We start from the raw sequence: 20,816 nt of genomic DNA on the forward strand, positions 1-20,816 counted from the left end.
GCAACCAGGGTCTGACAATCACCGGTCATCAGTCCTGCGTGTTGCCCAGCCGGAGTACGCGCTCCTGGGCGAGCACGGCTGAACGCTGTGTTTTTTCGGCCGCCCTTGCCGTCTGCTTTGCTTCGGCCGTGGCAGTGGACAGCCACTTCCGGGCACTGTCCAACCGTTCCTCGGCGGTCTTGAGCCGTTCACGGAGGTCCCGGGTTTCGCGGGTCAGCTCGGCGACTTCTTCCTCCGTTTCCGCCAGCTGCTCCCGCCGTTCCGTTGCGAGCCTGGCAGCCTCCTCCTCCGCTGCCTTAGCGTTGGCCAAAACGGCCTTGGCCTTCTCCAAAGCGGAAGGGGACGCCGGCCGCGGGGTCTCCCGGACAGCCCTGAGGCGCGGCTGGTCAGCAGGCTGACGGGCGGTACCTGCCGCCGTCGTCCGGTCCTTCTGTTCTCCCTGCTTTGGTGCAGCCGCACCGGATGGGGAGGTGGTGTGCGGTGGGGCAACGCGTGGCGCCGGCACTGCGCCGGGAACTGCCAGGGCGCCGTCAAGGTCCACGGTGTCCACGCCGTCGGCGGACAGTGTCTGGACCAGCAGCCCGCTTTGGACGGCGGCGGCGGCCCCTTCGTCCGTGATCAGCGCACCCAGAGTCCGCTCGACGTCGGTTGCGATGGTTGCGCTGATGGCACGTCCGTGGCGTTCCGCGACCGAACGGGCTGTCTCGACGGCGTCACTGAGCAGGGCGCGGCGCGCCCGCGCCAGTTCACGGAGGGCACCGGCATCCAAAGAGGACTGCGCGGCGCGCATCCGCTGGCCGAGGTCGGAGAGCTGCGCGAGTACCGCGGACTCGTGAACCGCCATCATGTTGACGGCCCAAGCCGCCACTGAGGGTTTCGGCAGGGCCTTGACGGCGGCGGGGAGTTCCTTCCCGGAACCGGTGGCAGCCTTGGCTGCCGCTGTCCTGGCTGCCATGAACTCGTCGAATGGCAGGGCGTACAGATCCAGCGCGATGGCTGTGAGCGCCTTGTCATCCATGCACGCCATCATAGGTGGAGCCCGCGGCCGTCCGGGGTATGCGCACCGCCTAGACTGGCCGCATGAGGAGAGTGTGGGGGCTCGTTGTGCGGCCGGCGGTGCTGCTGTCGGCGGTTTGTCTACCGGTGGCCGGTTGCGTAAACGCCTGTCCAGCGATCGGTTGGGTCAACGCCGTCACGGTGGAGCTGGCAGGCGACGTCTCCCGCGTGGGAACAGTGCAGTTGTGCGTCGATGGGTCGTGCTCAGAGCTGTTCCCGGAGCCCGGGACCGCAGCGCCACGTGTTGTCTCCACCATGCCATTGGATCCCACAGCTCCTGTTACGCCGGAGGCTCGGCCATCGATGGCGCCTTTCTACGCTGAACAGATCGACGCTGACACTTGGCGGTTCACCGTCAACCTGAGTTCCCCGGACCACGTGACGGCCAAGGCCCTGACGGCCACGGGAGAGGTGCTGACCGGGAAGGAGGCCCTCCTTGAGTGGAAGCGCGTGGGCGGCTCGGCCCAATGCGGCGGCCCGTCGGAGGTCCCGTCCATAGAGCTTGTGGTCCCTGCCGGCTGAGACTGCTTTGTAAGCGTGGCCGGGTCCATTTGGCTCGGCCCGCGCGGTCAGGCTGTGCGAGTAGTTTCGAGCCAGCGGTTGAGGGATGTGTTGAACAGCTCGGACTGGGCAAATGGCATTCCGTGACCAGCGCCCTCATGGATCTGGAGGGAGCTGTTCCGGAACTTAGACTGGAAGTATTCCATGCCGCGAAGGAGCCGGGTCTCTTCCTTGTTGCCGGCCATGAGCAATACGGGCCGCGTGGAATCCAGCACTTTTTCAGGCACCGCGAACGAGAAATTGGCCTGAATCAAACGGCGAAGCGTTGAGGCGGAGATGGCCTTGGACAGAGCGTAATAGTCCTCAAACCTCGCTGTGGGGAGTTCGAGTTGGGCTGCCTGGGCGCGGGCGAAGCGGCGGTTTTGGGACAACGGGGCGGAGGCTGCCGCGATGAGGCCAAGGGTACCTGAACCTCGCCAAGGGCTCATCAGGGAACTGACCACCACCAGGCGTTCCACATGGTGGGGATGGGACGCCGCCAATTGGATCGCTGTCTGTCCGCCCAACGAAAAGCCAATCGCCGTGACGGGGCTGCGGTCCTGGAGTCCGACCTCGTGCGCAACGGCCTCCGCTGCGTCGGCGTGCGAGGTAAAGGAGCTTCGGCCGCGCAGGTGATGCCCCGGAAGGGTTGGGGTAAGGACGGTGTAATCACGGGAGAAGTAGGCTGTCTGAACCTCCCACATCCAAGGTCCCACTCCGCCGCCGTGGATGAAGACGAGGCTGGACCGTGCCCCGGGGGACGCTGGATTCATACCGCCACTCTTCCACAGACGCCAGCCCCGATTGATGCCTGACCATCGCCCTGCTTCAGGGGCGCGCCGGTACCCGCCGAGGCCTTCGATGGCGTACCTTCAGTCTTCCCGGGCCTCTGTGCATGCTTCTCCTCCCGGTGCCGTGGGCACTCCGATGTGGAGCCCGCAGCCCTGACCGGCGTTCAGCACGGCCGAGCAGGCCAAGCAGGCTGGAGATGATTACCACCCAGAGTACTGCCGCACCAAGGACGATACAGATCAAGGTCAGGGGATGCATGTGGCGCCCTTAGGAAGTAGCTCGAAACCATAAACGGGTCGATCAGCGCGGTAACGGCTCCAGCACCGCACTGCGGGTCGTCGCCGGGTTACGCAACGTACTTCTGCAGCAGGTCCGTGGTCTGTCGGCCGCATTTAGTGATCCGTGCGATGTTGGCGGCCGCCAACTGGGGCAACAGCCTGGCCGGCTCAGCGTGGTGGGTGTCAACGCGGAGGGAGTGCTCCAGATCGGTCGCAAACTCTGCGAGGCGTTCCGCGCCCACCATTTGGCTGGACGACTTGAGGCTCAGGACCGCGTCCAGTGCGCCCCTCAAATCTCCTGTCGTCAGGGTGAGGCGCACTTTTTCAGCCCTGTCGGGCAACAGCGCGATGAAGTTGAGGACGAAGTGTTTGCAGATGTCTTCGTCGTTGAGCCCGTCCCGCAGCTTTTGCAGAACTGCCCGATCCAGTAGCGGTAAAGCATTGGCGTCCATAATTTTCCCCCGAGCGTCGACACACCTATCAACGTCCCCCAGGACATGTAATGGACGCTACGGGCTGGCCAGGGTGAACGCACGAGTAGGCGGTACTCGATTTTGCCCGCGGGCACACCCGAATGCTTCGTCATTCGGCACTGGTGCGCCGATGACCCTACTCTCCAGTTCTGGATCACCCAGAGCGGGTACCTAATCCGGAAGTTAGGGGTACCCACAGAGGTTTCCCTTGGATGGAAGCGTGCGACTGTGGGATGGCGACGGGCTTCCACCCGTTAGCCAGATAAACATACAGGATCGGCAACTTGAAAGCGCTGCAGCCCTCCTGGGAACCCCGACTTCGGGGTTGACGTCCCCAGGTGCCCTGCGCCGCCCATGCCCCGCCGGGCATGCCGACAGAGTTGCTGTCTACGTCGTCTCAGCGGCGCCCAAGGTGCTCATCTAGCAAAGTTGAGGACCATCTTGAAGAAAGGAAGATGAGCATCATGAGCAAGAGCAAATTTGCCGTAACGGCCCTGGCCGCCGCGAGCCTGGCCTTCGCCTTGCTGGCCGGTGGCCCCGCCGTAGCGGCGCAGGCCGCCGACAAGCCGCTGGTTGGCCTGACCTTCGACGACGGGCCCTCCGCCCAGCGCACCGCGTTCGTCCTGGACGTCCTCAAGCAGAAAGGCGTCAAGGCGACGTTCTTCCTCGAGGGCTCCCACGCGCAGCAATACCCTGACCTTGTCCGCCGGATCAAGGCTGAGGGTCACGTGATCGGCAACCATTCCTGGGATCACGCCAACTTCCCGGAAATTAGCCAGTCCAATCAGAAGCAGCAGATCGACCGCACCAACGACGCCATCAAAGCCGCCACCGGCGAGGCGCCCAAGCTCATGCGCTTCCCGTTCGGCAACAGCACCTCCTACTCTCTGAACTACCTCAAGACCATCGGCATGACCGGCGGAATTCTCTGGCGCTGGCACATCGGCCAACCCGGCGACTTTGAATGCCCCGGCGCGGCTGGCGTCCAAAAGTACGTGATGTCCGAGGCTGCACCCGGCGCGATCATCCTGCTCCACGACGCCGAGGACGTCTTGTCCTGCCCGTCGTCGCAGTGGACCTACTTGGCCAAAACCATCGACGCCCTGCGGGCCGAGGGCTACGAGTTCGGAGTGGTGGCCCCCTCCAACAGGGCCGACCCGCTCAACGAGGGTTCGCCGGCCGTCGTGGTGGAACCCTAAGCCGTGTCCTAGCCAGCAGCGCTCCTTAGCGCACACAGCCTAACCAGCGAAAAACCCCTGGAACCTTTGGTTTCTAGGGGTTTTTCGCTGGCTTCCTATCAGAACCGAACTGAAGGTTCGCCGCCCTCTGAGTCCTGCCGTCCGTGGCCGGTCAGGCCGGCTGCCAACTTACCGGGAGTGCCTTCAACCCATAGATGATGGTGCTTTCCATCCGTTCCAGGTGCGCTCCCCGGGCCAGCGAAAGCCCGGGCAAGCGGGACAGCAGGGCCTCCAGTGCGATCCGGGCTTCGAGCCGGGCCAACGGCGCACCGAGGCAAAAGTGAACGCCGTGGCCGAACGCCAGATGCCGGTTCTGGCCGCGGTCGACGTCGAACTCAGCAGGCCGTTGGAACTGCCGCTCGTCGCGGTTGGCGGAGCCAATCCAAGCCACGATCGGTGCGCCGGCGGGAACCAAGGCGCCTCCCAGGGTTGTCTCCGCGACCGTTACCCGGTACATGGACTGGACCGGCGACCGAAAGCGCAGCACTTCTTCGATGGTCTGGGGAAGCAGGGCTGGCTCCCTCACGAGGCGGTCCAGGGTGCCCGGCGACTCAGCCAGGCACAGGACGGCGTTGCCGATCAGATTGGTGGTGGTCTCATTGCCGGCGACGAGCAGCAAAGCGCAAAACCCGAGCAGTTCGGGCACCGTCAGTTTTTGGCCGTCAATCTCCGCGGACAGGAGGGTGCTGATCAGATCCTTGCCGGGCCGGCTCCTTCGTTGGTCGATCAGGGCCAGGAAGTACTCCGTCATCTCTGTGTTTGTGGCGGAGTGATCCTCACTGGCAGAACCGGTCCGTGTTTGGCTGACAATTACATCGGACCAGTGTTTGAAGCGCTCACGGTCCTGGGCGGGGATGCCCATGAGTTCAGAGATCACTATGACCGGCAACGGGTACGCCAGTTCCTTAATCAGGTCTGCGCTGCCGCGGGTCGCGATCCCCTCCAGCAGCTCGTCCGTGAGCCCGGCGATGCGGGGAGCCAGCGCGTCCACGGCTTTGGGCGTGAACGCCTGGGTGACCAGGGAGCGTAGCTGACGGTGCCTTGGGGGATCGGTGGCGATCAGGCTCGAGGCGAACAGCTGGCCGGTACCGGATGCATCGTCACCGCCCATGTGGGACGAGAATGTTGCATATTCGGACAGTGCCCGCTGAACGTCGTCGTACCGGAAGACGTGCCAACTTCCCGATTGTTCGTCGTAAAAGACCGGTGCAGTTTCCCGCATTCGTTCGTAGTGGGGAAAGGGGTCGAGTTGATGTTCAGCGGACTGGGTGAAGTCCATGGCTGGCCTCTCTGCTCGCCTGGGGCTCTGTCGGCCCCACGGACGCCGGGGCATCGGTCGACTGAGCGTTGAACCTTGATTTTATCCAAGCCTTGAGGCGTACTTCCAGACGCGGCCATGGGTGGGATCATGCCCTCATGGCATCTTTGTTTACCTGGGCAATCCATCGCCGAGGTGGAGCACGCGAGCTATAAAGCCGGCGTCGCGGGGGAGTAGCACTAGTTGAGGAGTGCCACCGCGTGGGCGATCACCAACGCCAGCAGCACAAACCCGCCGGCTGCTTCGAGTCCCATGAGCATTTTGGCTCTACTGGATAGAGGCATGGTGTCGGTGGGGCTGAACGCCATCGAGTTGGAAAGGGAAAAGTAGAGGTAGTCGACGTAGGACGCGACCCAGCCCGTCCGAACAGAGGACCGTGAGGCCACCTCTTCGACAGCGTCATGGTCTTCGTCCTGGGGGAACCGGAAATCCGCGGCCGGCATATCCGTGCGGTCCGCGTGCCGCCGTGAAACCGGGCCGCCACGGTCTAGCTCCCAGAAGACCAGGGCGAACGCAATAATGTTGGTCACCCAGACCTGAACGGCGGCCAGCAGGAGGGTGGGGCCGTCGCTGCTCCCGGACGTTGTCAGCAGCACGACCAGCTGGACCAGGGCCACCTCGTTTGCGGCCACGAGCAGGAGCGCCTGTCCCGTCGCAAGGTACTTTGACCAACGGGTTTCCCTGTGCAGGCGCCGCGGATTGAGAATGAGCAGAGGTATCAGCATCACCAGCCCGATCCCGACCACCGCGTAGCGCAGCCCGGGAAGGAAGGTGCTGGGCAGGGTCGCGTAGAGGCCCAGCGCGACGAGTAGAGCGAAGACCGCCGGCAGCCGATGCTCGGACCGCGGATCCTGCGTTTCTATGGAAGGCATGCCCCGAGCTTAGGGACCTGAAACGCGGATAGTTGACGAAACGCCGGGGCTGAGGAATCCGCTCCGGCAATTGTCATCTCAGGGGTTTCAACCTCGAAAGGTGATCACAGTCGCCCGATTCGTCCAGCAAACGACACGCGGGCCTTTAAATGTGGCTAGGTACTCCACAGGGTGTGGATGAAGTATGCAAATATCGCTGGAATCCGGGACAGTTTGAAGCCCACACCTGTGGATTAAAACTGGCTAAAGGACATACTTGTAATACATCATCTTGGGGTTCCAATTAGCCGTCTGCACTACATGTAGTCTCAAAGGGCAAGCAAGAGCCCCAGTTGCACCACGCAGCTGAAAAGCTAGGCGAGCGACTGGGGCCCTAGGTATCTTGGCAGATCACCTGAGCCTACATCGCGCAGGCGGTCGGACTAAATGTCCGGCGTGTCAGCCGGTGTTTCGCCTGCCGCCGCTTGCGGAAAAGGAATCCGCCATGTCGGAGAACATTTACAAGCCCGGACAATCTGCACCCGGTTCGGGCCAGTACGAGCAGGTCGGCCCACGCGGCGGCTCTACCGGCCACGAGATCACTTCAATTGCCGGGCGTCCTCTGCCCCCGACGAGCAAGCCCGGCCAGGGCTACGTGTTCGTTGACCCGAGTATGAACGGCTCAGGCAAGAAGTAGTAAGCATTTGAGAGTGGCCCCTGCTATCTTGCCGGGGCCACTTTCGCTTTCGACCCCACGACTGACTAGTCCACGCGGCTCTAAGAAGCTCTACGGAGGGCTCTTTACGTACTATTTTTGATTTCCCCAGACCCGTAGATAAAACGAGCGCCCGAACGCACCGGGAGGAATTAGCTGCCCAGGGGAGGGGTGTCGACCCCATGGCGTCGTGTCACAGGCGGCGATCAACAGCATGCGGCAGAGGCGGCGGATACGGCGACAGACGATCGTTCACGCGTCATGCATGATCACGCGTCGATGCAATGACGGGCACGGCAGGGCGGGGCAGCGGGCAGGTTATGGGCAGCGCGGCAGCCACGTTCGCGGCAGCTCGGCATGGCACTAAGCCGGAACCAGCGCCCGCAATTCGATATCAGCCTGATGTCAACGGTGCGGCGGCTCGACTACTGGTAAATGTCGGTCCATTGGTGGCCGTCCCACCAGCGGGAAGCAGAGGGGTTCTGCGGGTCCTTATAGAACCCCGGAGGTGGCCCTACTGGCTGTGCGGGGGCTTGTCTTGCGGGAGCCTGCTGGACTGTGGGGGCTGGGCCGGCTGATTCAGCACGGTGGAGTGAGCGTTGATGGCCGCATGCCCGACATTTAGGCATGAAAGCTAGCCCAAGTTCAGACATGCCACCTGTCATCAGGGCAACGGACCCGCGTCCAACGTTCCGCGCACCGACACCTATGCCTGATCCCATACACTTCACGCAGTCACGACAGCCTGTAAGGACTTTTTGACGAGCCACATATACCCCCAGAAGTAGTGTTTGAAGTGATCATATGGGGCCCCGACAGTAACGGATGAACCACCACGTCTTAATTCCCATGCAATCGGTCATCAGTGAGCGTGTAGGCGGGCGGACTAGGCAGGTGACACGATCACGCACAGCGCGCTCGTTGGATCGTCAGGGAGAGCCTTGCGGACGTCTCATCGACAGGCTGCTGTCAGCGCGTGATCACGTCGACGGGTATTTCCACACCCAGCCGCCGCCACTCGACGGTTTGAAAGCGACCTCGCCAGAAGGGGAGGTTACGTCGAGGAGAACGAGGCCATTCAGCTGTTCGCCTTTGCCTATCTCACTCGGCAGTACCTTGGACTTATCAGCGAGGCAGTTGCGTGTGGCACTAGAGTCAACGGTGTTCATACGCGTTCCGTTAGCCGCATAGCCTTTCCAGTAATACGGATCGAAGCTGATAAGGCCTTCTTCACCATTGACGATCAGTGGGCCCGAGAAAGTGCTCGTGGCGGCAATTTCAAGGTTGACGCCGATAATGGTGCCCGCCGGAGGAGTCGCGTAGGGTGCATCGCACGTAACCGGCTGGATTGATGTGATCTTGAAAGTCAAAGTGGGAACTTCGGAGTTCTTGTCTGTCAACAACGACGCCGTCTCGCCTAGTGCTTTAACCAGCTCGCCACGGGCATTTTCGTTGCGGCTCGGTTTCGGCGTGGGTGTCGGTGTTGCAGACGGTACAGCAGCCGGGGCGACTGGGACATCCGGCGCTGATTGTGGCGGTGCAGCAGAACATGACGTGAGTGCAAGAGCGGCAGCGCCAAAGATAATGAATGGACTTTTCAATTTTCCCCCAGGATCCGAATACTTGAGACATCAATGATCGTAGCCCAGCGGAGGGACACCATTGAATCAGTGCAGCCACCACTAACCCCCGTTGCCGGGGTGTGGGTTGATGTTACGGGACGAGGGTCAGGCGCGAGACGCATTCGTGGTCGAAGGCGAAGAAGCCTGCAAGGGTCGCGTGCGGTGTGGTGATGAACGCGGAGCCATCGTCGTCGATGTCGAGATCGGCTTCGGGACCGAATGATGCGTGGACGAAGTCGCCTGCGGAGATCATTTGGTCGCGGGTCATACCTTCGCAGCCTTTGCGGCTTCGGCAGCGCGTTCCCGGCGGCATGCAGCGCGGGCCCTTTTGCCTTCTGCACCTGACTTTACGTGGGTGCAGTCGGTGGGTGACGTCGGTGCCGGGGCCTTCTTGGCGGCAACCTTCGCAGGTGCCTTCTTTGGGGGTGTCGCCTTGCGGGGGCCGTTGGCCTCGGCCTCAAGTTCGGCGATAGCGTCGGCAACTTCGTGGGCGGGTGCCTGAATATCATGGGCGATGCGAGGTGCGAAAGCAAGGGGCGGGAGGACCTCGTGTTCACCGCGCCTGATGGGGGAGTGTTGCGCGGCAATAACTTCCGGAAGCGTGTCTTCAATCCAGCACTCAAGGTCATGCGCGCTACGGACCCATCAGCACTCGTCGTGACTCCGCACGACCTCAGGCACACTGCCGCGTCGCTCGCTGTTTCTGCCGGCGCGAACGTGAAGGCAATCCAGCGGATGCTAGGTCACAAGGACGCTGCGATGACTCTGAACACGTAGGCGGATCTAGTCGAGGACGATCTGGATAACGTCGCGGATCGCCTCGACATCGCCCGGCGAAAATATATGTGATCACGATGTGCTCAGGCATTGACCGTTAACCAGCGAAAAACCCCCTAAAAACCGTGGTTTCTAGGGGGTTTGTCCCGAGCTTCCTATCAGAATCGAACTGATGACCTTTTCATTACGAGTGAAGGTATCCCGCACGTTCCTGCGTACTCCCGTATATGCCCTAAAGCCCGTCATCTAGCTGATTCTTCTAGGCAAAGCATTCACGCGCGCTCCTGCGGATCACTTTTCAAAGTGTGCCCCAAAGTGTGCCCGTGGGCCGACATGTCCCGCGCTGACCGCCGCCACGGCGAACCTTGCATAGAGATCAGCGTGACCCATCGTATTGAAGACACCGAGAAGACCATCTGGCTTACGCGCAAGGAAGCCGCCCACCATATGCGCCTCAGCCCCGCAACGCTCGCGAACTGGGCTAGCTTGGACTGCGGCCCGGAATACGTCCGCTTAGGCCGTGGTCGCGTTTTGTACCGCAGAGACGACATAGACAACTGGATGCAGCACCAGGCCAACAAGGTCGCCTGATGGCTCGCGCAAAGACACCAGCGTGGCAACTATTTGAGTACGTCCCCAAGCAAACCTAGGACGGCAAATGGATAGGCCGAAGCAACTACAACGATGGTGCGGGAATACGACACCCGGTCAAGCGGTCAGGCAGGACAAAAACTGCCCTGCAACGGGCCATGCGGCTTGCTGTCGCAGACGCCCGGGAGCGGTGGGAACAGCTGAAAAAGGATGCGGCCCAGGCGCAGGAGGAACAGCTGAAAAGGGACGCCGCCGCGCAGGAGGAGCATTCTCCTAACCTCGCAGACGTGGCGGAAAAGTGGCTGGCAGTAAAGAAACCTCCGCCCGTACAAATTGACGAATCTATGCAAACCGGCACACCTCCGACTGATCAGATGCGCATGCAGACATGGACTTCGTATGATGACAACCTGCGGATCCACGTGCTTCCTGTCTTGGGACATTTTGCTGTTAACGAGCTAAAGACCCATCATTTCGAGGAGGCAATCCACGCCATGTACAACAAGAACACTGGTAAGGGGTACCGGACAGCTGAAATGGCAAGACAGGTCCTTAGCCAGATCATGGACCACGCGGTACGACAGGGACACCGACTCGACAACCCGGTTCGTTTTGTGTCCAAGGTTCCCAACTCCCAGAGGGTGCCGGTGAGACTGCCGTCAGCTACTCTCACTGCGGTTCACGGCGCGGTTCGTGCTCGTCAGCCGGAGCCCGGAATCGGCGGACCGAAGCCGTCGAGCAGGCTGTCCGATGTCGTCCTCCTTCTTCAAGGTACGGGCATGCGGATCGGTGAAGCCCTCGGCATTCGCTGGGATGACGTAGAAATTAGGGGTGACGTGGTATTGGTCACCGTCAGTGGCACCCTCATCGAAAAGGGCGGCTTCTATCGGCAGATCTATCCGAAAAACGCAAAGAGCCACAGGACGTTACAGCTAATGAATCCTTTCCTGCTGGAAATGTTCCACAGGCGCCATACGAATAAAGGAGCAACACGGACGAACGCGGTTTTTACAACAAGGAACGGCACGTTCATGCGGCTGAGCAACTTCCGTACGGACCTTAAAAGGCGATGAAAGCAGCTCGCCTCAGCGAAAAGATCACGCCGCACACGTTTCGGTCCACAGTCGGGAGTGCAGTTGCGGAGACCTTCAACTATGAGGCGGCGCAGAAACAACTGGGCCATTCATCGCCTGAGACAACACGAAAACATTACGTCCACCTGCCAGACCTCGTGCCGGACTATTCATCTGGCATCGACATGACTCGGCTTACCGAGGATTAGGCCGCCAGCGCTGACACGCGGTCCCGGCACTTCGCACCTGTCCTCCATGATGCGAGGTGCGCAATCCTGAATCCGCTTCACGCCGCTAGGCTTCTTCAGAAGCCATTACCAATTCGGTACCCACCTGTATCTCGTGGTGTGTGCATTTCGTGAGGTCCTAGGGAAACAGCACCGCCTCAGCGCCAAAGACTTCGCAGCCGACGAAACGACGAGGGGTGAGGAAGGATCTGGGCACGGGGTACGGGGTCTTGATCACATAGAGGATCTCTTGGACACCTTCGTGTAGAGGCGACGACGGCGGCCCGAGTGGCGGCATTTTCAAGCATGGCTTTGAGGGTCTCCGAGAGCATCCGGCGATTCTTTGGGTCGGTGTGCGATAGCCTGCGCTCGGATTATCGCCGCTTCCCAAACCCCGGCAGCCCACCGGGTTTTATCGAGCTGATTCGGCCTCGGGGAGGTGCTGGACGCTGTCCTCCGGAGCCTTGGACATATGGCGGGTATCGGTTGAGGTGCGAAATATCCGAGATCATGCGTTCGATCTTCCGCAGCATGTCCTGCCGGTCTCGAGAATCCCTAAGGCCCTGGGCTTTAGTTCGGACTTTTCCCGCCCCGACTCGGACGGCGCCTGCGATTCGTTCGTAGTTCTCATCCCTGTCTCCCCAAAGCTTCAGCACGAACAATAGTTGGCGCTCAAGCTTTTCAACGTCGTCCTTAATCTCCCCATACAAATTATCGTTCGGCCCAAATTGGCGGCTTTTGTCCCCCGTGTTCGTCATGCTCCAGAATCTTAAGTTGTGGCCCTAAAGATTCCATCAAGGTCATCCTCTAGTGATCCGGTCGCCGTAACCTGAGAGCTGACTTGAGGTGATTTGACCACCATCACCCCTAGGGACTGGATGAACCTCCTGTGCCTCGATTCCGGGGAATCTAGGCGGTTCGGCGCCACACCTGTCACCGGCCATCACCAGTGATCACCGGAGTTAAGTGCTGACACGGTGATCACACAGCCAAGAGTGGCCAAGCGGCCGGTGATGAGCTTTTCACGGTCAGCTTTGAGAAGTCCGGCAGACCTCTTGGGTTGCCAGCCATTTGACGTGCAGGTCTCCGAAGTAGAGCCGCGTCTGTGATCCACGAGGTCTATGTAGTCCGTGCCGGCTCCGGCAGGTACTCGGGTTCTGGCTCCAGGTCCTAATAGGCGACGTCACTACCGGCGCCAGGAGCTCACCGAACATCTTGCCTACCGCGTCCACGTCTACCTTCACCGTGGAAGGAGTCGTTAGCGGTAGGCTCTGACCATTTGAAGCCACAGCCTAAGGGGACCGTCATCCCGAACATCAAGCCTTACAGTTGGCCAACAAGCTGAAGATTGTTTGGACCCCGTCCCTCATCATGGCGGCGAAGATCAGTGGGAACGAACCGTAGGGCTAACTGAATCCATGCAGCAAAGGGAGCACACCCAAGCCGTGGGAGTAGCAGCACGCTCGATGCTGTGGAACATGTAAGACCAAACGCGGCGAAGAGCGCGGGCCACTTCAATGCCGAGCGACGAGAGCGGAACAAGTCCGGGATGTTGTGCTTCATTTCGTGCCGCGGGTCCTCAGACTTGTCCTTGGGCCGGTCGGGGTGCAGTGCGGCAATGAACAGCACGGTCAGGCCGGAGGTTTCCAGCGGGCGTTCGCTGATGAGCTGCGCCCAGCGGCGGACCTTGTTCTCGAAGGACCGGGACGGGGTCGCGGTAGATTCGTATGCGATGCGCATGCCACCGTCGCGGATGATGGTGCCGTCGGCCCGGCGGTTGTCCGGCTTCCTCTTCGGCTGCTAAAACACGAATCTACCCGTCGTATAGCGCCCGGATCCGGAAACTGAACGGAGGAGGGCTCTTCTTTCGAAGAGCCAGGCGACGTGCTGGGCTTCCAGTGGGCCGACGCCCTCCATGCGTGGCCGAAAATGGCGCCGGCATTCCACATCATCGACGGCGGCAAGGACTGACCACCGGTACGATCTCCTCATGCCACAGACCCGCAAGAAGCGCCCTTGGAAGGCCGTCGCCAAGGCCTACGACAAGGTCAGGGAGCTCGGGCCGCTCAGCCCTGTCGATCCTGCCTCCCGCCACTCTGATGGATCACCGAAGGTTGGTGCGGGCCAGGTGTACGTAACCAAGACCGGGGCCGTGTTCCACCCTGCTTGGTGCATCGCCGTCGGAACCGTGTGGGACGACAACCCGGACGGGCTGCTCGTGATCGATGCGGCCACCGTCGGCGGCCGCCGGGAGTGCAAGTCCTGCGCGGAGCCGCTGCGGGCTTAGCCGATCGGTGACGCACAAAAAGACCCCCTGGAGGCTGTCCAGGGGGTCTTTTGCCGTGCCGGGGCGGGCTTTGGTGACTAGAGGCCGGTCGTGCTTGCTCCGTACTCGGCCTGCTCCGGTGTGTAGCCTTCGAACATCAGCTGGTCGACCAGCCCGGGACGTGAGAACGAGGTGAACTTCAGGTAGTCCTTGGCCTTCTTGGCGGCCTGCTCGTTGTAGTCCACCGTCATGTGGTCCACGGCCCAGGTGGAGTCCTCGACGGAGAACTTTTCGAAGACCAGTTGGTCGATCAGTCCGGTCCGGGAGAAGGCGCTGAACTTGAGGTAGTCACCGGCTTTCCGCTGGGCGCTCTGCTGGCTGATCGTTCCCTTTGCGGCCTCGGCGGCAGCCTTCGCGGCCGCGTCTGCATCAGCCTTTGCTTTAGCGTCCGCGTCAGCTTTGGCCTTGGCGGCAGCGTCTGCTTCAGCCTTCGCCTGTTTGGCGGCATCGGCGTCGGCCTTGGCCTTTGCTTCGGCGGCCGCGACGGCGGGATCCTTGGTGGGGGTTGGGGTGGCAGTGGTCGTGGGTGCGGTCGCGGAGTCTTTCGCGGTGGAGACGCTTGAGGCTGAGGTGCTGCCGGTCAGGCCGCGGGCCGGGTTGACGATCATGCCCAGGATGAAGAAGGCGACGGTGACGATCAGGGCGACCTTCTTATGCCGGTCGTAGCCTTCCAGCGGGAGTCCCTGCTTGTCGCGGGTCTTGTTGAGCAGCAGGAGGATGATGTCGACGAGGGCCCAGATGCCCAGGCCGCCGAGGGTGACCAGCTTCAGGATGCCGGTTCCGATTTTGCCCAGGTAGAACCGGTCCACGCCCAGAACGCCGAGGAGGAGGGCGAGCAGCCACGTCACTAGGAATGACTTACCTGGCTGTGCCTGCCCGTAGCCGGGGACCGGGGGATAGGGGGCAGTGTAGGGGGTTTGGCTCATGAGAGTCCTTCCATAGGACACCTGACCGACGTGCGATGCGGATCGTGCGGGGTGGGTGCGGAGATGAACGCGCATTGAGGGAACTGGGCGTGGTCCGCGGACCGCGAAGGCGGTTCATCGCGCGCGCCGACAGTCATGAGCATGATCGCTTCCCCCAATAGCGTCACGGGCGATGCTGCCCGTAGTTCGGATGCTACACGTCATTGTCGGATTTGGATTCAAATGCATGGAAAGTGGCGGGGGCATCGGACACAGGGGAGCGGGCCATGCCCCTCCGCACACATTCGGGTTGAAGCGAAAACCAACCCGAGGAGGAGCCCGTATGTCCGCGGCATCGAACCCGACATCCTTGACCTTTTCGCCGGGCCCGGCGGCTGGGACCGTGGCGCCGAGCTCGCCGGCATCGACACACGGCGCATCACGGGCATCGAACTGGATACAGCAGCGGTGAAGACCGCCCAGGCGGCCGGGTACAACCCGGTCCACGGTAACGTCCTGGACCTATCACTGGCGGATTTTCTTGACATCCAGGGGCTTATCGCCAGAGCGCCCCCTGTCCGACCTTTCTCCGCGTCCGGCGAACCCACCGGGCTCTCCGATGACTATCAGTCGAGGAGTTCCTGGTCCACGGCGGGCATGGTGACGGCGAGCCACGCATCCCAGGACGCTTCGTCACCGGTGTCGGCCTGAAGTTGAATACCGGATTCGTGGTGGGCCGCGGCGGCGAACTGACCGCCGGTCGTAGTGCCCCTGGGCTGGCGGGTCCGAAGTGTGCTCATACTGTGGTGTGTGCGGCTGACGACAAGTAAGGGACCGGCCCGCGGACCGAGTGGCCCTTACGAAGGTTCTGCTGTTATGGGAGGCGTCAGGTGAGCTTGTCGATGTGCTGGGGGCAGAAGACCGTTACGCCCGTCTTGTGGATCGTTTGCAGCTCCGGAAGTGTGTACTGAATCCCGACTGCGGCGTTGATCAGAGCGTTCACGGTGGAAGGTGCCATGTCAGCCTTGCCGTTGGCCGTGGCGGTGTCGTAAATCGTGCAGAAGTTTTTCGCAACGCTGACCATGTTGGCTTCGTCCGTGGACTTCATCGCAGGGTGCGCTTTTCTGACGCTGGCCAGGAATTTTTCCTCGTCAGTCAAGGCCGGAGCAGGGGTTGGTGTCGCCGTAGCAGGCCCTGAATCCAGGGCCTCGATCCTGGGTGTGCAGGTGCTGGAAATCGCGGCCTTGGCTGCCCCGTACGATTCAGTGTCCAGCTCCCAGCTGCCGGAGTCTTTCCACGCCTGGGAGAAGTCCTGGAAGACCACCCGCATGTCCTGGAGCGGCCCGGCCAGTTCGGGCTGCGCTGCAGCTGCGACTTCCCCGAGCTTGGCGTCAAAGGAGTCCGCCTGCTTGGCCGTGTCGGCGTCCAGGGAGGACACGTCACGCAGGAACTTGGCACTGTCCAGCGCAAGAGTGGTGTGGCCGAACAGTTTCAGACAGCTGTCGTCCAGGGAGACCTTTTTCGCGGTGTCGCTGGCAAGCGTGGTCGGCTTCGCGGACGTTTGCGCCGGGGTCTGTGTGCCCGGTCCGCCGCATCCCGTGGTCAGCAGTGCAGCTGCGATCAGCAGCGCGGAAGCAAATGGTGCTTTCAAGATTCCCCCAACAGTCTTGCTGCGGCCTCTGCCCGCGGCTCGATTAGCATATAGGCCCGCACCGGTTGATGGTGGCGTGACAATCAGGCTTGTGTGTCCTGCTTGCCCAGGGTCCTGTCGATGATCGCGCGGATCTCCAGCAGGGTCTCCGTGGACAGGTCCTGGTTCAGGGATCGGGTGCCGGCGCTGGCAGGACGTTCAGGCAGGGATCCGAACGAGGACTCGTGCAGGTCCACTCGGCCGCCCTGCACTGGCACCGATGCTGTTGGAGCCGTAGCGTGCAGGCCGAAGCCCGGTTCTGCGTGGGAGGTGGCGGCAAACTGGCCGCCGACGGGGATGCCCGGGGGCTGGCGTGTTGAAGTGATGGGCATGCCCTGGTGTGTGCGGCCCCCACGGAATATGGCGGCCGCACACGGGGCTTATGTGTTCAGGGCGTACCGAATGGTGACCCGATCTTGATCCGGTAGATGCCCTGATTGCCTGATTCCTGCAGATCCAGCAGCTGGGTATGGTCCGGGTGGATGCCCGCCAGGTCCTTCTCGATGGTGCGGCCCGGGGTGCCGCTGAGTTCCTGCTTCTCCCAGCCCGGGACACCTTCACTGACCAGCTTGTCGAAAGCCTCGACGCCGATCGGAGCCAGGGTTCCGCTGGCATCCCTGCTCACCAGGAGGTGGCCACTGAAGGCCTCCGGAAACTGGCGGAGCGCTCCCTGGATTGCCGAATCAGCAAGCAGCATGCTTCTGAACGTGCCGTTGTCGATGGCTTCAAGAGTTGAGTGGATCTGAGCGTGCCGGTTCTCGTACGTCTGGTCGGCCGATGGAGCGACGCGAAAGTCCTCGTCATTGCCGAAGACGTCGTCTGAAGTTGTCATGATGTCCTTACTCGATGGAGTGAATGGGGACTGTCACAGCTGCATCCGGGTTATCGCGGAGGCCCCAAAATCCATCCGCGCCGGAAAGGATAAGCCCGGCGGCAACGTGGCCCCGATGCCACTCCTCTGTCGGGGCATGCTTGAGCAGCTTACGCCAGTGCTCCCGGTCTTCTGCGGAGGCACGTTTGGACCCGGACACCTGCAGGGCATGGTCCGCGACGTAGACCGCGGGGCCGTCCAGTTTGAAGCGGTCCATGCCTGGTTCGTAGTGGTTCATCCGACGTTCGTACAGCGAGGCGATGCCGGTGCGCAGGCCCGCCGCGAAGTCCTTGTAGGCCGGATCGTTCGTGGCCTGCGCCTTGGCCATCGTCCAGTCGTGCCAGGCGTTGAAGGCCGCCCGGCGCTGGGCGTTCACCACCCCGCGGGACAGGGGCCCGTCCATGACGGTGCCGACGGCTGCATCGATGCTTGAGTCCTCGCCGAACACCCATTCCTCGGGTCGCGGCACCGGGCAACCGGCGTGGTGACCCCGGAACGGGTCGTCGGGCAGAGATGCCGGCTGCGGGACCGTTTCGCCGGCCAGACTGAGGTCGGGGTCATTGTGGGCGCGGCCGGCAAACTGACCGCCGGTGCGGATGCCTCCGGGCTGACGGGGCTGAAGAATCGGACTCATGCCTTTTTGTGTGCGGCCCGCTCAGCACAGCGGTACCCGCTAGTTGCCGGCCATCTTCAATTTGATCAGGTGATAGGCGGTGCTCTTGTCGTTGACCTTGACGTGTTCGGCACGAAGCTGCGTATGTCCGACTACTTCGAACTGCATTCCCTGCGGCAGGAGAATTTCATTCTCGTTGGAGTAATCGGCATTCGTTAGGCCAGTGTCTATGAACACTCCTCGGTCAGTCTCGAGTTCATAAAGGACCGAATGGGAGACCCTCTGTCCGGCATGCTGCCGGCCGATGAACCTGAAATCTTCGGGGCGTTGTGACCCACTGAACTTATTGGCGGCGACGTCCAGGGATAACGATGTGGCTGCGCAGTTCTCCCATTGGAACTGTTGCCCCGGCTGGAGGCCCATAAGGTACTCAAGTCGCTGGAGACTACGGCCGCTTCGTCCATGAAGGTCGAACCCTTCCGAAGCACTGTAGCTTTCACCGCGCCACACCGTCACCGGCTGAGACATAGGGGCAATCTGGGTGACAACGCGGTTGAGATCATCCTGCACGGGCCAATAGGAACTCCACTCCTGGGCGTGGTCCTTGCAGTCGTGCCAGTCGTGCTTGAAGAAATACTGCTTCAGGATTCCCTGATCGGACTCGTTGAGCTGGGAATAGTGAAGTGATGCCTTTGCGGCCTCCAGGCCTGGAGACATGTGATCTGCCGACCGTGGCAGAAGTTCGGCCTTCACCGGAAACCCCCTCAGCTGCCTGCAAAGTTCGGCGACGAAGATGTCGTTTGGGTACGTCCATGGAGGGGCTTCTGGATTCTCTTGGTGCCACTTCTCATTCTTGGCAGCGAGCCTCGTGACCTTGTAGTCATAGTCAATTTCCAGATGGCGGAGGGCTTCTTTGGCAGCGCTCAACTCCCTAGCGGCCCGGAAGCTAAGGATGTTGCGGACTGGCGTTTTGCGTAGTTCCTCCAGCCCCTGCCGGGCGACCTGGACAGCTCTGCCTTGCAGAGTGCTTGCCAGCTGTTCCTCGGTGAACACGGGTCCTCGTTTCGGCGCAGTGACAGGGGCACCCAGGTTTGTGGGCTCCGCGTGAAGGTGCCCGGCGTAACGGCCGCCGTCGGGGGTGCCCTTCGGCTGTCGTGTCTGGTTCCTACTAATTGTCGGTCCTTTTTGTCGTGAAGGCTGGACGTGTCCGCCCGCGGGCTACTGTGCGAGGTTATCGGTCATGCCCTTATGGGTGCGGACGCTCAGCCTTCGTTGTAGTTTTCGGTGATGGTCGTTTCGAGGCGGCGGCGGGCTGCCGGCTCGGAGAACTGCCGGACGCCATCTGCCCAGGACCTCAGGTCTTCAGGGTCGATCGCCTCGCCTGGCTTGAAGAAGTCGTGCTGGCGGACGGTGAGGTTGCCGTCCCCGTCCAGGCCGACCCCGTCGCCGGGCAACCCGTTGACCCCGTCCTCGGGAAAGTCCATGTAGCCGAGAAGGTCGGCCGCTGCCTGCTGGGCGGCCCAGTGCGCTCCGCTGCGGTCGCGGTCATCGAAGTCATAGAGTTCGCGCAGGTTGGCCGCGGCGGGGAGCGTGTAGGTGAACGAGATGACGTCGCGGTCCTGGAGTTTCTTTCCGGGGCCAAGATTGGTAATGGTGAGGGTGTCGACATCCGGCAGGCCGTGCTCGGCCGGTCCCAGTGTCTTGGCTTCGCCGGCGGCGAGGGTGGACAGGTCGAGGTGCGCTGCGGGACCGGACCTGGCCGGCGGGGTTCTTTCGGCGGCCAGGGCCAGCGCAGTTTCGAGGTCGAGTTCGTGCACCGTTCCGTGCGGCCGACGCACCTCCTTGATGCCTTGGGCTTCGAGCTCGTCATCGTGAACGTCGGAGAGGTGGGATAACGCGCGTTGAAGCGGGCCGCTCTGCTCCTTCGGGGCACTGGAGATGCTCGAATATCCTGCCTCGGGGTACAGCACTGTTCCGAATCCGTCACGGACCTCCGGGTTGATGGCTACGCCCGTGCCCTGGAAGGGGATCCGGCCGAACCGCACCACGGCGGCGGCCGGGAATGCTTTCTTCAGCTCGATGCCGGCAAGGGCTGCGCCGACTTTGCCGCGTTCCTGGTCAATCAGGTTCGAGGCTTCCCGCAGCTCGCGCTGTTGTGCCCGCGTGTCGGCGTCGTACTGCTTCAGCGAGGCGATCACCTCGGCGCGGTCCGGGGTGGGGGAGAGGTAAACCCGGCTTCAGAGTGGGCCTGGGCGGCGAACTGGCCGCCGACGGGAATGCCTCGGGGCTGGCGGGCTGCTGTGGTGGTCATATCCGGTACGTGTGCGGCGCGGTCCGGTTCCCGTCGTCTTTCGCCGATATGATGCCGACGCACACCATCGCATCTTCAATTGGGGAAACATGACATCAACCACTGCGCAGAGCCCTGCCAAGTCCAGGGCATGGATCTGGCTCGTCGTTCTCGGGCCGATCCTAACCATCATCGGCATCATCATCGGGTCGTCGAAAAGCGGGATGTGCGGGAGCGTCTTCAGCTCCGACAGCCTGGCCGCGGAACTCTTCGACAGCATGGGTGGCTACGGGTACGGCAGCGCGGCCGTCGACTGCAAGGAGAGCATTGCGGCAGCAGCCGTACCGACCTGGATCTTTATCGTGCTGGGCATCGTACTCGTCCTGACAGGGATCATCGTCCGGTCCATCATCAACAACTGCCCAGCACCCACTGCCGTACAGCAGGCACCATCGGTGGCCACCCAGATCGAAGACCTGTCCCGCCTCAAGGAACAGGGACTCCTCAGCGACGACGAGTTCACTGCCAAGCGCGCCGAGCTGCTCAGCCGGCTCTAACCCCACCGGGGCA

Annotated in this window: 23 protein-coding genes and 3 pseudogenes; 9 read left to right on the plus strand and 17 right to left on the minus strand. The window is 62.0% G+C overall.

From position 1 onward, the window contains the following. Window positions 1-28: 28 nt before the first annotated feature. Entirely contained in the window at window positions 29-1,018 is a 990-nt protein-coding gene (locus AC1MCD_RS03220) for a hypothetical protein (RefSeq protein ID WP_498675806.1), read from the minus strand. 341 nt (window positions 1,019-1,359) lie between these two features. Here AC1MCD_RS03220 and AC1MCD_RS03225 point away from each other — a divergent pair, with 341 nt between their 5' ends. Further along, a complete protein-coding gene (locus AC1MCD_RS03225; RefSeq protein ID WP_498675808.1) occupies window positions 1,360-1,578 on the plus strand; it encodes a hypothetical protein in 219 nt (72 codons plus the stop codon). A gap of 47 nt (window positions 1,579-1,625) precedes the next feature. Here the strand turns inward: AC1MCD_RS03225 and AC1MCD_RS03230 are convergent, their stop codons facing one another. Then, complete coding sequence (locus AC1MCD_RS03230; RefSeq protein WP_498675809.1) at window positions 1,626-2,369, minus strand: alpha/beta fold hydrolase; 744 nt, start codon at window positions 2,367-2,369, stop codon at window positions 1,626-1,628. A gap of 365 nt (window positions 2,370-2,734) precedes the next feature. Next, window positions 2,735-3,118, minus strand: a complete 384-nt coding sequence (locus AC1MCD_RS03235) for an Hpt domain-containing protein (protein WP_498675810.1) — start codon at window positions 3,116-3,118, stop codon at window positions 2,735-2,737. 485 nt (window positions 3,119-3,603) lie between these two features. Between AC1MCD_RS03235 and AC1MCD_RS03240 the strand changes: the two genes are divergently transcribed. After that, complete coding sequence (locus AC1MCD_RS03240) at window positions 3,604-4,338, plus strand: polysaccharide deacetylase family protein (RefSeq protein ID WP_498675812.1); 735 nt, start codon at window positions 3,604-3,606, stop codon at window positions 4,336-4,338. Window positions 4,339-4,489: 151 nt separating this feature from the next. Here the strand turns inward: AC1MCD_RS03240 and AC1MCD_RS03245 are convergent, their stop codons facing one another. Together AC1MCD_RS03245 and AC1MCD_RS03250 are read right to left on the minus strand one after the other, a co-directional pair. Further along, a complete protein-coding gene (locus AC1MCD_RS03245) occupies window positions 4,490-5,656 on the minus strand; it encodes a cytochrome P450 (protein ID WP_498675813.1) in 1,167 nt (388 codons plus the stop codon). A 218-nt stretch (window positions 5,657-5,874) separates the two neighbouring features. Next, entirely contained in the window at window positions 5,875-6,567 is a 693-nt protein-coding gene (locus tag AC1MCD_RS03250; protein ID WP_498675814.1) for a hypothetical protein, read from the minus strand. Window positions 6,568-7,051: 484 nt separating this feature from the next. Here AC1MCD_RS03250 and AC1MCD_RS03255 point away from each other — a divergent pair, with 484 nt between their 5' ends. Further along, window positions 7,052-7,243, plus strand: coding sequence for a hypothetical protein (locus AC1MCD_RS03255; RefSeq protein WP_498675817.1), 192 nt, complete (start codon window positions 7,052-7,054; stop codon window positions 7,241-7,243). A 443-nt stretch (window positions 7,244-7,686) separates the two neighbouring features. On the opposite strand, the gene AC1MCD_RS03260 is transcribed toward AC1MCD_RS03255, so the two are convergent. From AC1MCD_RS03260 to AC1MCD_RS03270, 3 genes are all read right to left on the minus strand, one after another. Next, complete coding sequence (locus tag AC1MCD_RS03260; protein WP_498675819.1) at window positions 7,687-7,983, minus strand: DUF2510 domain-containing protein; 297 nt, start codon at window positions 7,981-7,983, stop codon at window positions 7,687-7,689. A gap of 258 nt (window positions 7,984-8,241) precedes the next feature. Next, on the minus strand, window positions 8,242-8,862 hold the full coding sequence (locus tag AC1MCD_RS03265; RefSeq protein ID WP_498675821.1) for a hypothetical protein: 621 nt from the start codon (window positions 8,860-8,862) through the stop codon (window positions 8,242-8,244). Window positions 8,863-8,974: 112 nt separating this feature from the next. Further along, a complete protein-coding gene (locus tag AC1MCD_RS03270; RefSeq protein WP_498675823.1) occupies window positions 8,975-9,151 on the minus strand; it encodes a hypothetical protein in 177 nt (58 codons plus the stop codon). A gap of 254 nt (window positions 9,152-9,405) precedes the next feature. On the opposite strand from AC1MCD_RS03270, the pseudogene AC1MCD_RS03275 reads away from it, so the two are divergent. From AC1MCD_RS03275 to AC1MCD_RS03285, 3 genes and pseudogenes are all read left to right on the plus strand, one after another. Beyond that, a pseudogene (locus tag AC1MCD_RS03275) lies at window positions 9,406-9,657 on the plus strand (tyrosine-type recombinase/integrase); the annotation flags it as partial. Between the two features lie 384 nt (window positions 9,658-10,041). Further along, window positions 10,042-10,251, plus strand: a complete 210-nt coding sequence (locus AC1MCD_RS03280; protein ID WP_498675824.1) for a helix-turn-helix transcriptional regulator — start codon at window positions 10,042-10,044, stop codon at window positions 10,249-10,251. A gap of 380 nt (window positions 10,252-10,631) precedes the next feature. Beyond that, window positions 10,632-11,533 (plus strand): annotated as a pseudogene (locus tag AC1MCD_RS03285) (tyrosine-type recombinase/integrase). Between the two features lie 1,341 nt (window positions 11,534-12,874). Here the strand turns inward: AC1MCD_RS03285 and AC1MCD_RS03290 are convergent. Next, window positions 12,875-13,291 (minus strand): hypothetical protein, encoded by a 417-nt coding sequence (locus AC1MCD_RS03290; protein WP_498675825.1) that lies wholly within the window; start codon window positions 13,289-13,291, stop codon window positions 12,875-12,877. Between the two features lie 250 nt (window positions 13,292-13,541). On the opposite strand from AC1MCD_RS03290, the gene AC1MCD_RS03295 reads away from it, so the two are divergent. Further along, on the plus strand, window positions 13,542-13,838 hold the full coding sequence (locus AC1MCD_RS03295) for a hypothetical protein (RefSeq protein WP_498675827.1): 297 nt from the start codon (window positions 13,542-13,544) through the stop codon (window positions 13,836-13,838). A 77-nt stretch (window positions 13,839-13,915) separates the two neighbouring features. Here AC1MCD_RS03295 and AC1MCD_RS03300 read toward each other — a convergent pair whose 3' ends face one another. Next, on the minus strand, window positions 13,916-14,803 hold the full coding sequence (locus AC1MCD_RS03300) for an Ltp family lipoprotein (RefSeq protein WP_498675829.1): 888 nt from the start codon (window positions 14,801-14,803) through the stop codon (window positions 13,916-13,918). A 222-nt stretch (window positions 14,804-15,025) separates the two neighbouring features. On the opposite strand from AC1MCD_RS03300, the pseudogene AC1MCD_RS03305 reads away from it, so the two are divergent. Then, window positions 15,026-15,352, plus strand: a pseudogene (locus AC1MCD_RS03305) (hypothetical protein); the annotation flags it as partial. Between the two features lie 56 nt (window positions 15,353-15,408). Here the strand turns inward: AC1MCD_RS03305 and AC1MCD_RS03310 are convergent. From AC1MCD_RS03310 to AC1MCD_RS03340, 7 genes are all read right to left on the minus strand, one after another. After that, window positions 15,409-15,582 (minus strand): hypothetical protein, encoded by a 174-nt coding sequence (locus tag AC1MCD_RS03310; protein ID WP_498678506.1) that lies wholly within the window; start codon window positions 15,580-15,582, stop codon window positions 15,409-15,411. 86 nt (window positions 15,583-15,668) lie between these two features. Next, window positions 15,669-16,433: a hypothetical protein gene (locus AC1MCD_RS03315; RefSeq protein ID WP_498675831.1), complete on the minus strand. Its 765-nt coding sequence runs from the start codon at window positions 16,431-16,433 to the stop codon at window positions 15,669-15,671. A gap of 83 nt (window positions 16,434-16,516) precedes the next feature. Next, window positions 16,517-16,804 carry a hypothetical protein gene (locus AC1MCD_RS03320; protein WP_498675833.1) on the minus strand — a complete coding sequence of 96 codons (288 nt, stop codon included), beginning with the start codon at window positions 16,802-16,804 and terminating at the stop codon, window positions 16,517-16,519. A gap of 56 nt (window positions 16,805-16,860) precedes the next feature. After that, window positions 16,861-17,304 carry a hypothetical protein gene (locus AC1MCD_RS03325; protein WP_498675834.1) on the minus strand — a complete coding sequence of 148 codons (444 nt, stop codon included), beginning with the start codon at window positions 17,302-17,304 and terminating at the stop codon, window positions 16,861-16,863. A 7-nt stretch (window positions 17,305-17,311) separates the two neighbouring features. Continuing rightward, window positions 17,312-17,977, minus strand: coding sequence for a hypothetical protein (locus AC1MCD_RS03330; protein ID WP_498675836.1), 666 nt, complete (start codon window positions 17,975-17,977; stop codon window positions 17,312-17,314). 39 nt (window positions 17,978-18,016) lie between these two features. Further along, entirely contained in the window at window positions 18,017-19,009 is a 993-nt protein-coding gene (locus AC1MCD_RS03335) for a hypothetical protein (RefSeq protein ID WP_498675838.1), read from the minus strand. A gap of 209 nt (window positions 19,010-19,218) precedes the next feature. After that, window positions 19,219-20,154: a hypothetical protein gene (locus AC1MCD_RS03340; protein ID WP_498675840.1), complete on the minus strand. Its 936-nt coding sequence runs from the start codon at window positions 20,152-20,154 to the stop codon at window positions 19,219-19,221. A gap of 202 nt (window positions 20,155-20,356) precedes the next feature. Between AC1MCD_RS03340 and AC1MCD_RS03345 the strand changes: the two genes are divergently transcribed. Further along, the gene (locus AC1MCD_RS03345; RefSeq protein WP_498675842.1) at window positions 20,357-20,803 is read left to right on the plus strand and encodes an SHOCT domain-containing protein; all 447 of its coding nucleotides are present in this window, start codon (window positions 20,357-20,359) and stop codon (window positions 20,801-20,803) included. The last annotated feature ends 13 nt before the right edge of the window (window positions 20,804-20,816 follow it).

This window comes from Arthrobacter sp. BF1 (assembly GCF_056680215.1).

Bases quoted from the DNA above. Each gene is read 5' to 3' on its own strand.
- AC1MCD_RS03220 (WP_498675806.1), bottom strand. From the start codon at position 1,018: ATGGATGACAAGGCGCTCACAGCCATCGCGCTGGATCTGTACGCCCTG.
- AC1MCD_RS03225 (WP_498675808.1), top strand. From the start codon at position 1,360: ATGGCGCCTTTCTACGCTGAACAGATCGACGCTGACACTTGGCGGTTC.
- AC1MCD_RS03230 (WP_498675809.1), bottom strand. From the start codon at position 2,369: ATGAATCCAGCGTCCCCCGGGGCACGGTCCAGCCTCGTCTTCATCCAC.
- AC1MCD_RS03235 (WP_498675810.1), bottom strand. From the start codon at position 3,118: ATGGACGCCAATGCTTTACCGCTACTGGATCGGGCAGTTCTGCAAAAG.
- AC1MCD_RS03240 (WP_498675812.1), top strand. From the start codon at position 3,604: ATGAGCAAGAGCAAATTTGCCGTAACGGCCCTGGCCGCCGCGAGCCTG.
- AC1MCD_RS03245 (WP_498675813.1), bottom strand. From the start codon at position 5,656: ATGGACTTCACCCAGTCCGCTGAACATCAACTCGACCCCTTTCCCCAC.
- AC1MCD_RS03250 (WP_498675814.1), bottom strand. From the start codon at position 6,567: ATGCCTTCCATAGAAACGCAGGATCCGCGGTCCGAGCATCGGCTGCCG.
- AC1MCD_RS03255 (WP_498675817.1), top strand. From the start codon at position 7,052: ATGTCGGAGAACATTTACAAGCCCGGACAATCTGCACCCGGTTCGGGC.
- AC1MCD_RS03260 (WP_498675819.1), bottom strand. From the start codon at position 7,983: ATGGGATCAGGCATAGGTGTCGGTGCGCGGAACGTTGGACGCGGGTCC.
- AC1MCD_RS03270 (WP_498675823.1), bottom strand. From the start codon at position 9,151: ATGACCCGCGACCAAATGATCTCCGCAGGCGACTTCGTCCACGCATCA.
- AC1MCD_RS03290 (WP_498675825.1), bottom strand. From the start codon at position 13,291: ATGCGCATCGCATACGAATCTACCGCGACCCCGTCCCGGTCCTTCGAG.
- AC1MCD_RS03295 (WP_498675827.1), top strand. From the start codon at position 13,542: ATGCCACAGACCCGCAAGAAGCGCCCTTGGAAGGCCGTCGCCAAGGCC.
- AC1MCD_RS03300 (WP_498675829.1), bottom strand. From the start codon at position 14,803: ATGAGCCAAACCCCCTACACTGCCCCCTATCCCCCGGTCCCCGGCTAC.
- AC1MCD_RS03310 (WP_498678506.1), bottom strand. From the start codon at position 15,582: ATGAGCACACTTCGGACCCGCCAGCCCAGGGGCACTACGACCGGCGGT.
- AC1MCD_RS03320 (WP_498675833.1), bottom strand. From the start codon at position 16,804: ATGCCCATCACTTCAACACGCCAGCCCCCGGGCATCCCCGTCGGCGGC.
- AC1MCD_RS03325 (WP_498675834.1), bottom strand. From the start codon at position 17,304: ATGACAACTTCAGACGACGTCTTCGGCAATGACGAGGACTTTCGCGTC.
- AC1MCD_RS03330 (WP_498675836.1), bottom strand. From the start codon at position 17,977: ATGAGTCCGATTCTTCAGCCCCGTCAGCCCGGAGGCATCCGCACCGGC.
- AC1MCD_RS03345 (WP_498675842.1), top strand. From the start codon at position 20,357: ATGACATCAACCACTGCGCAGAGCCCTGCCAAGTCCAGGGCATGGATC.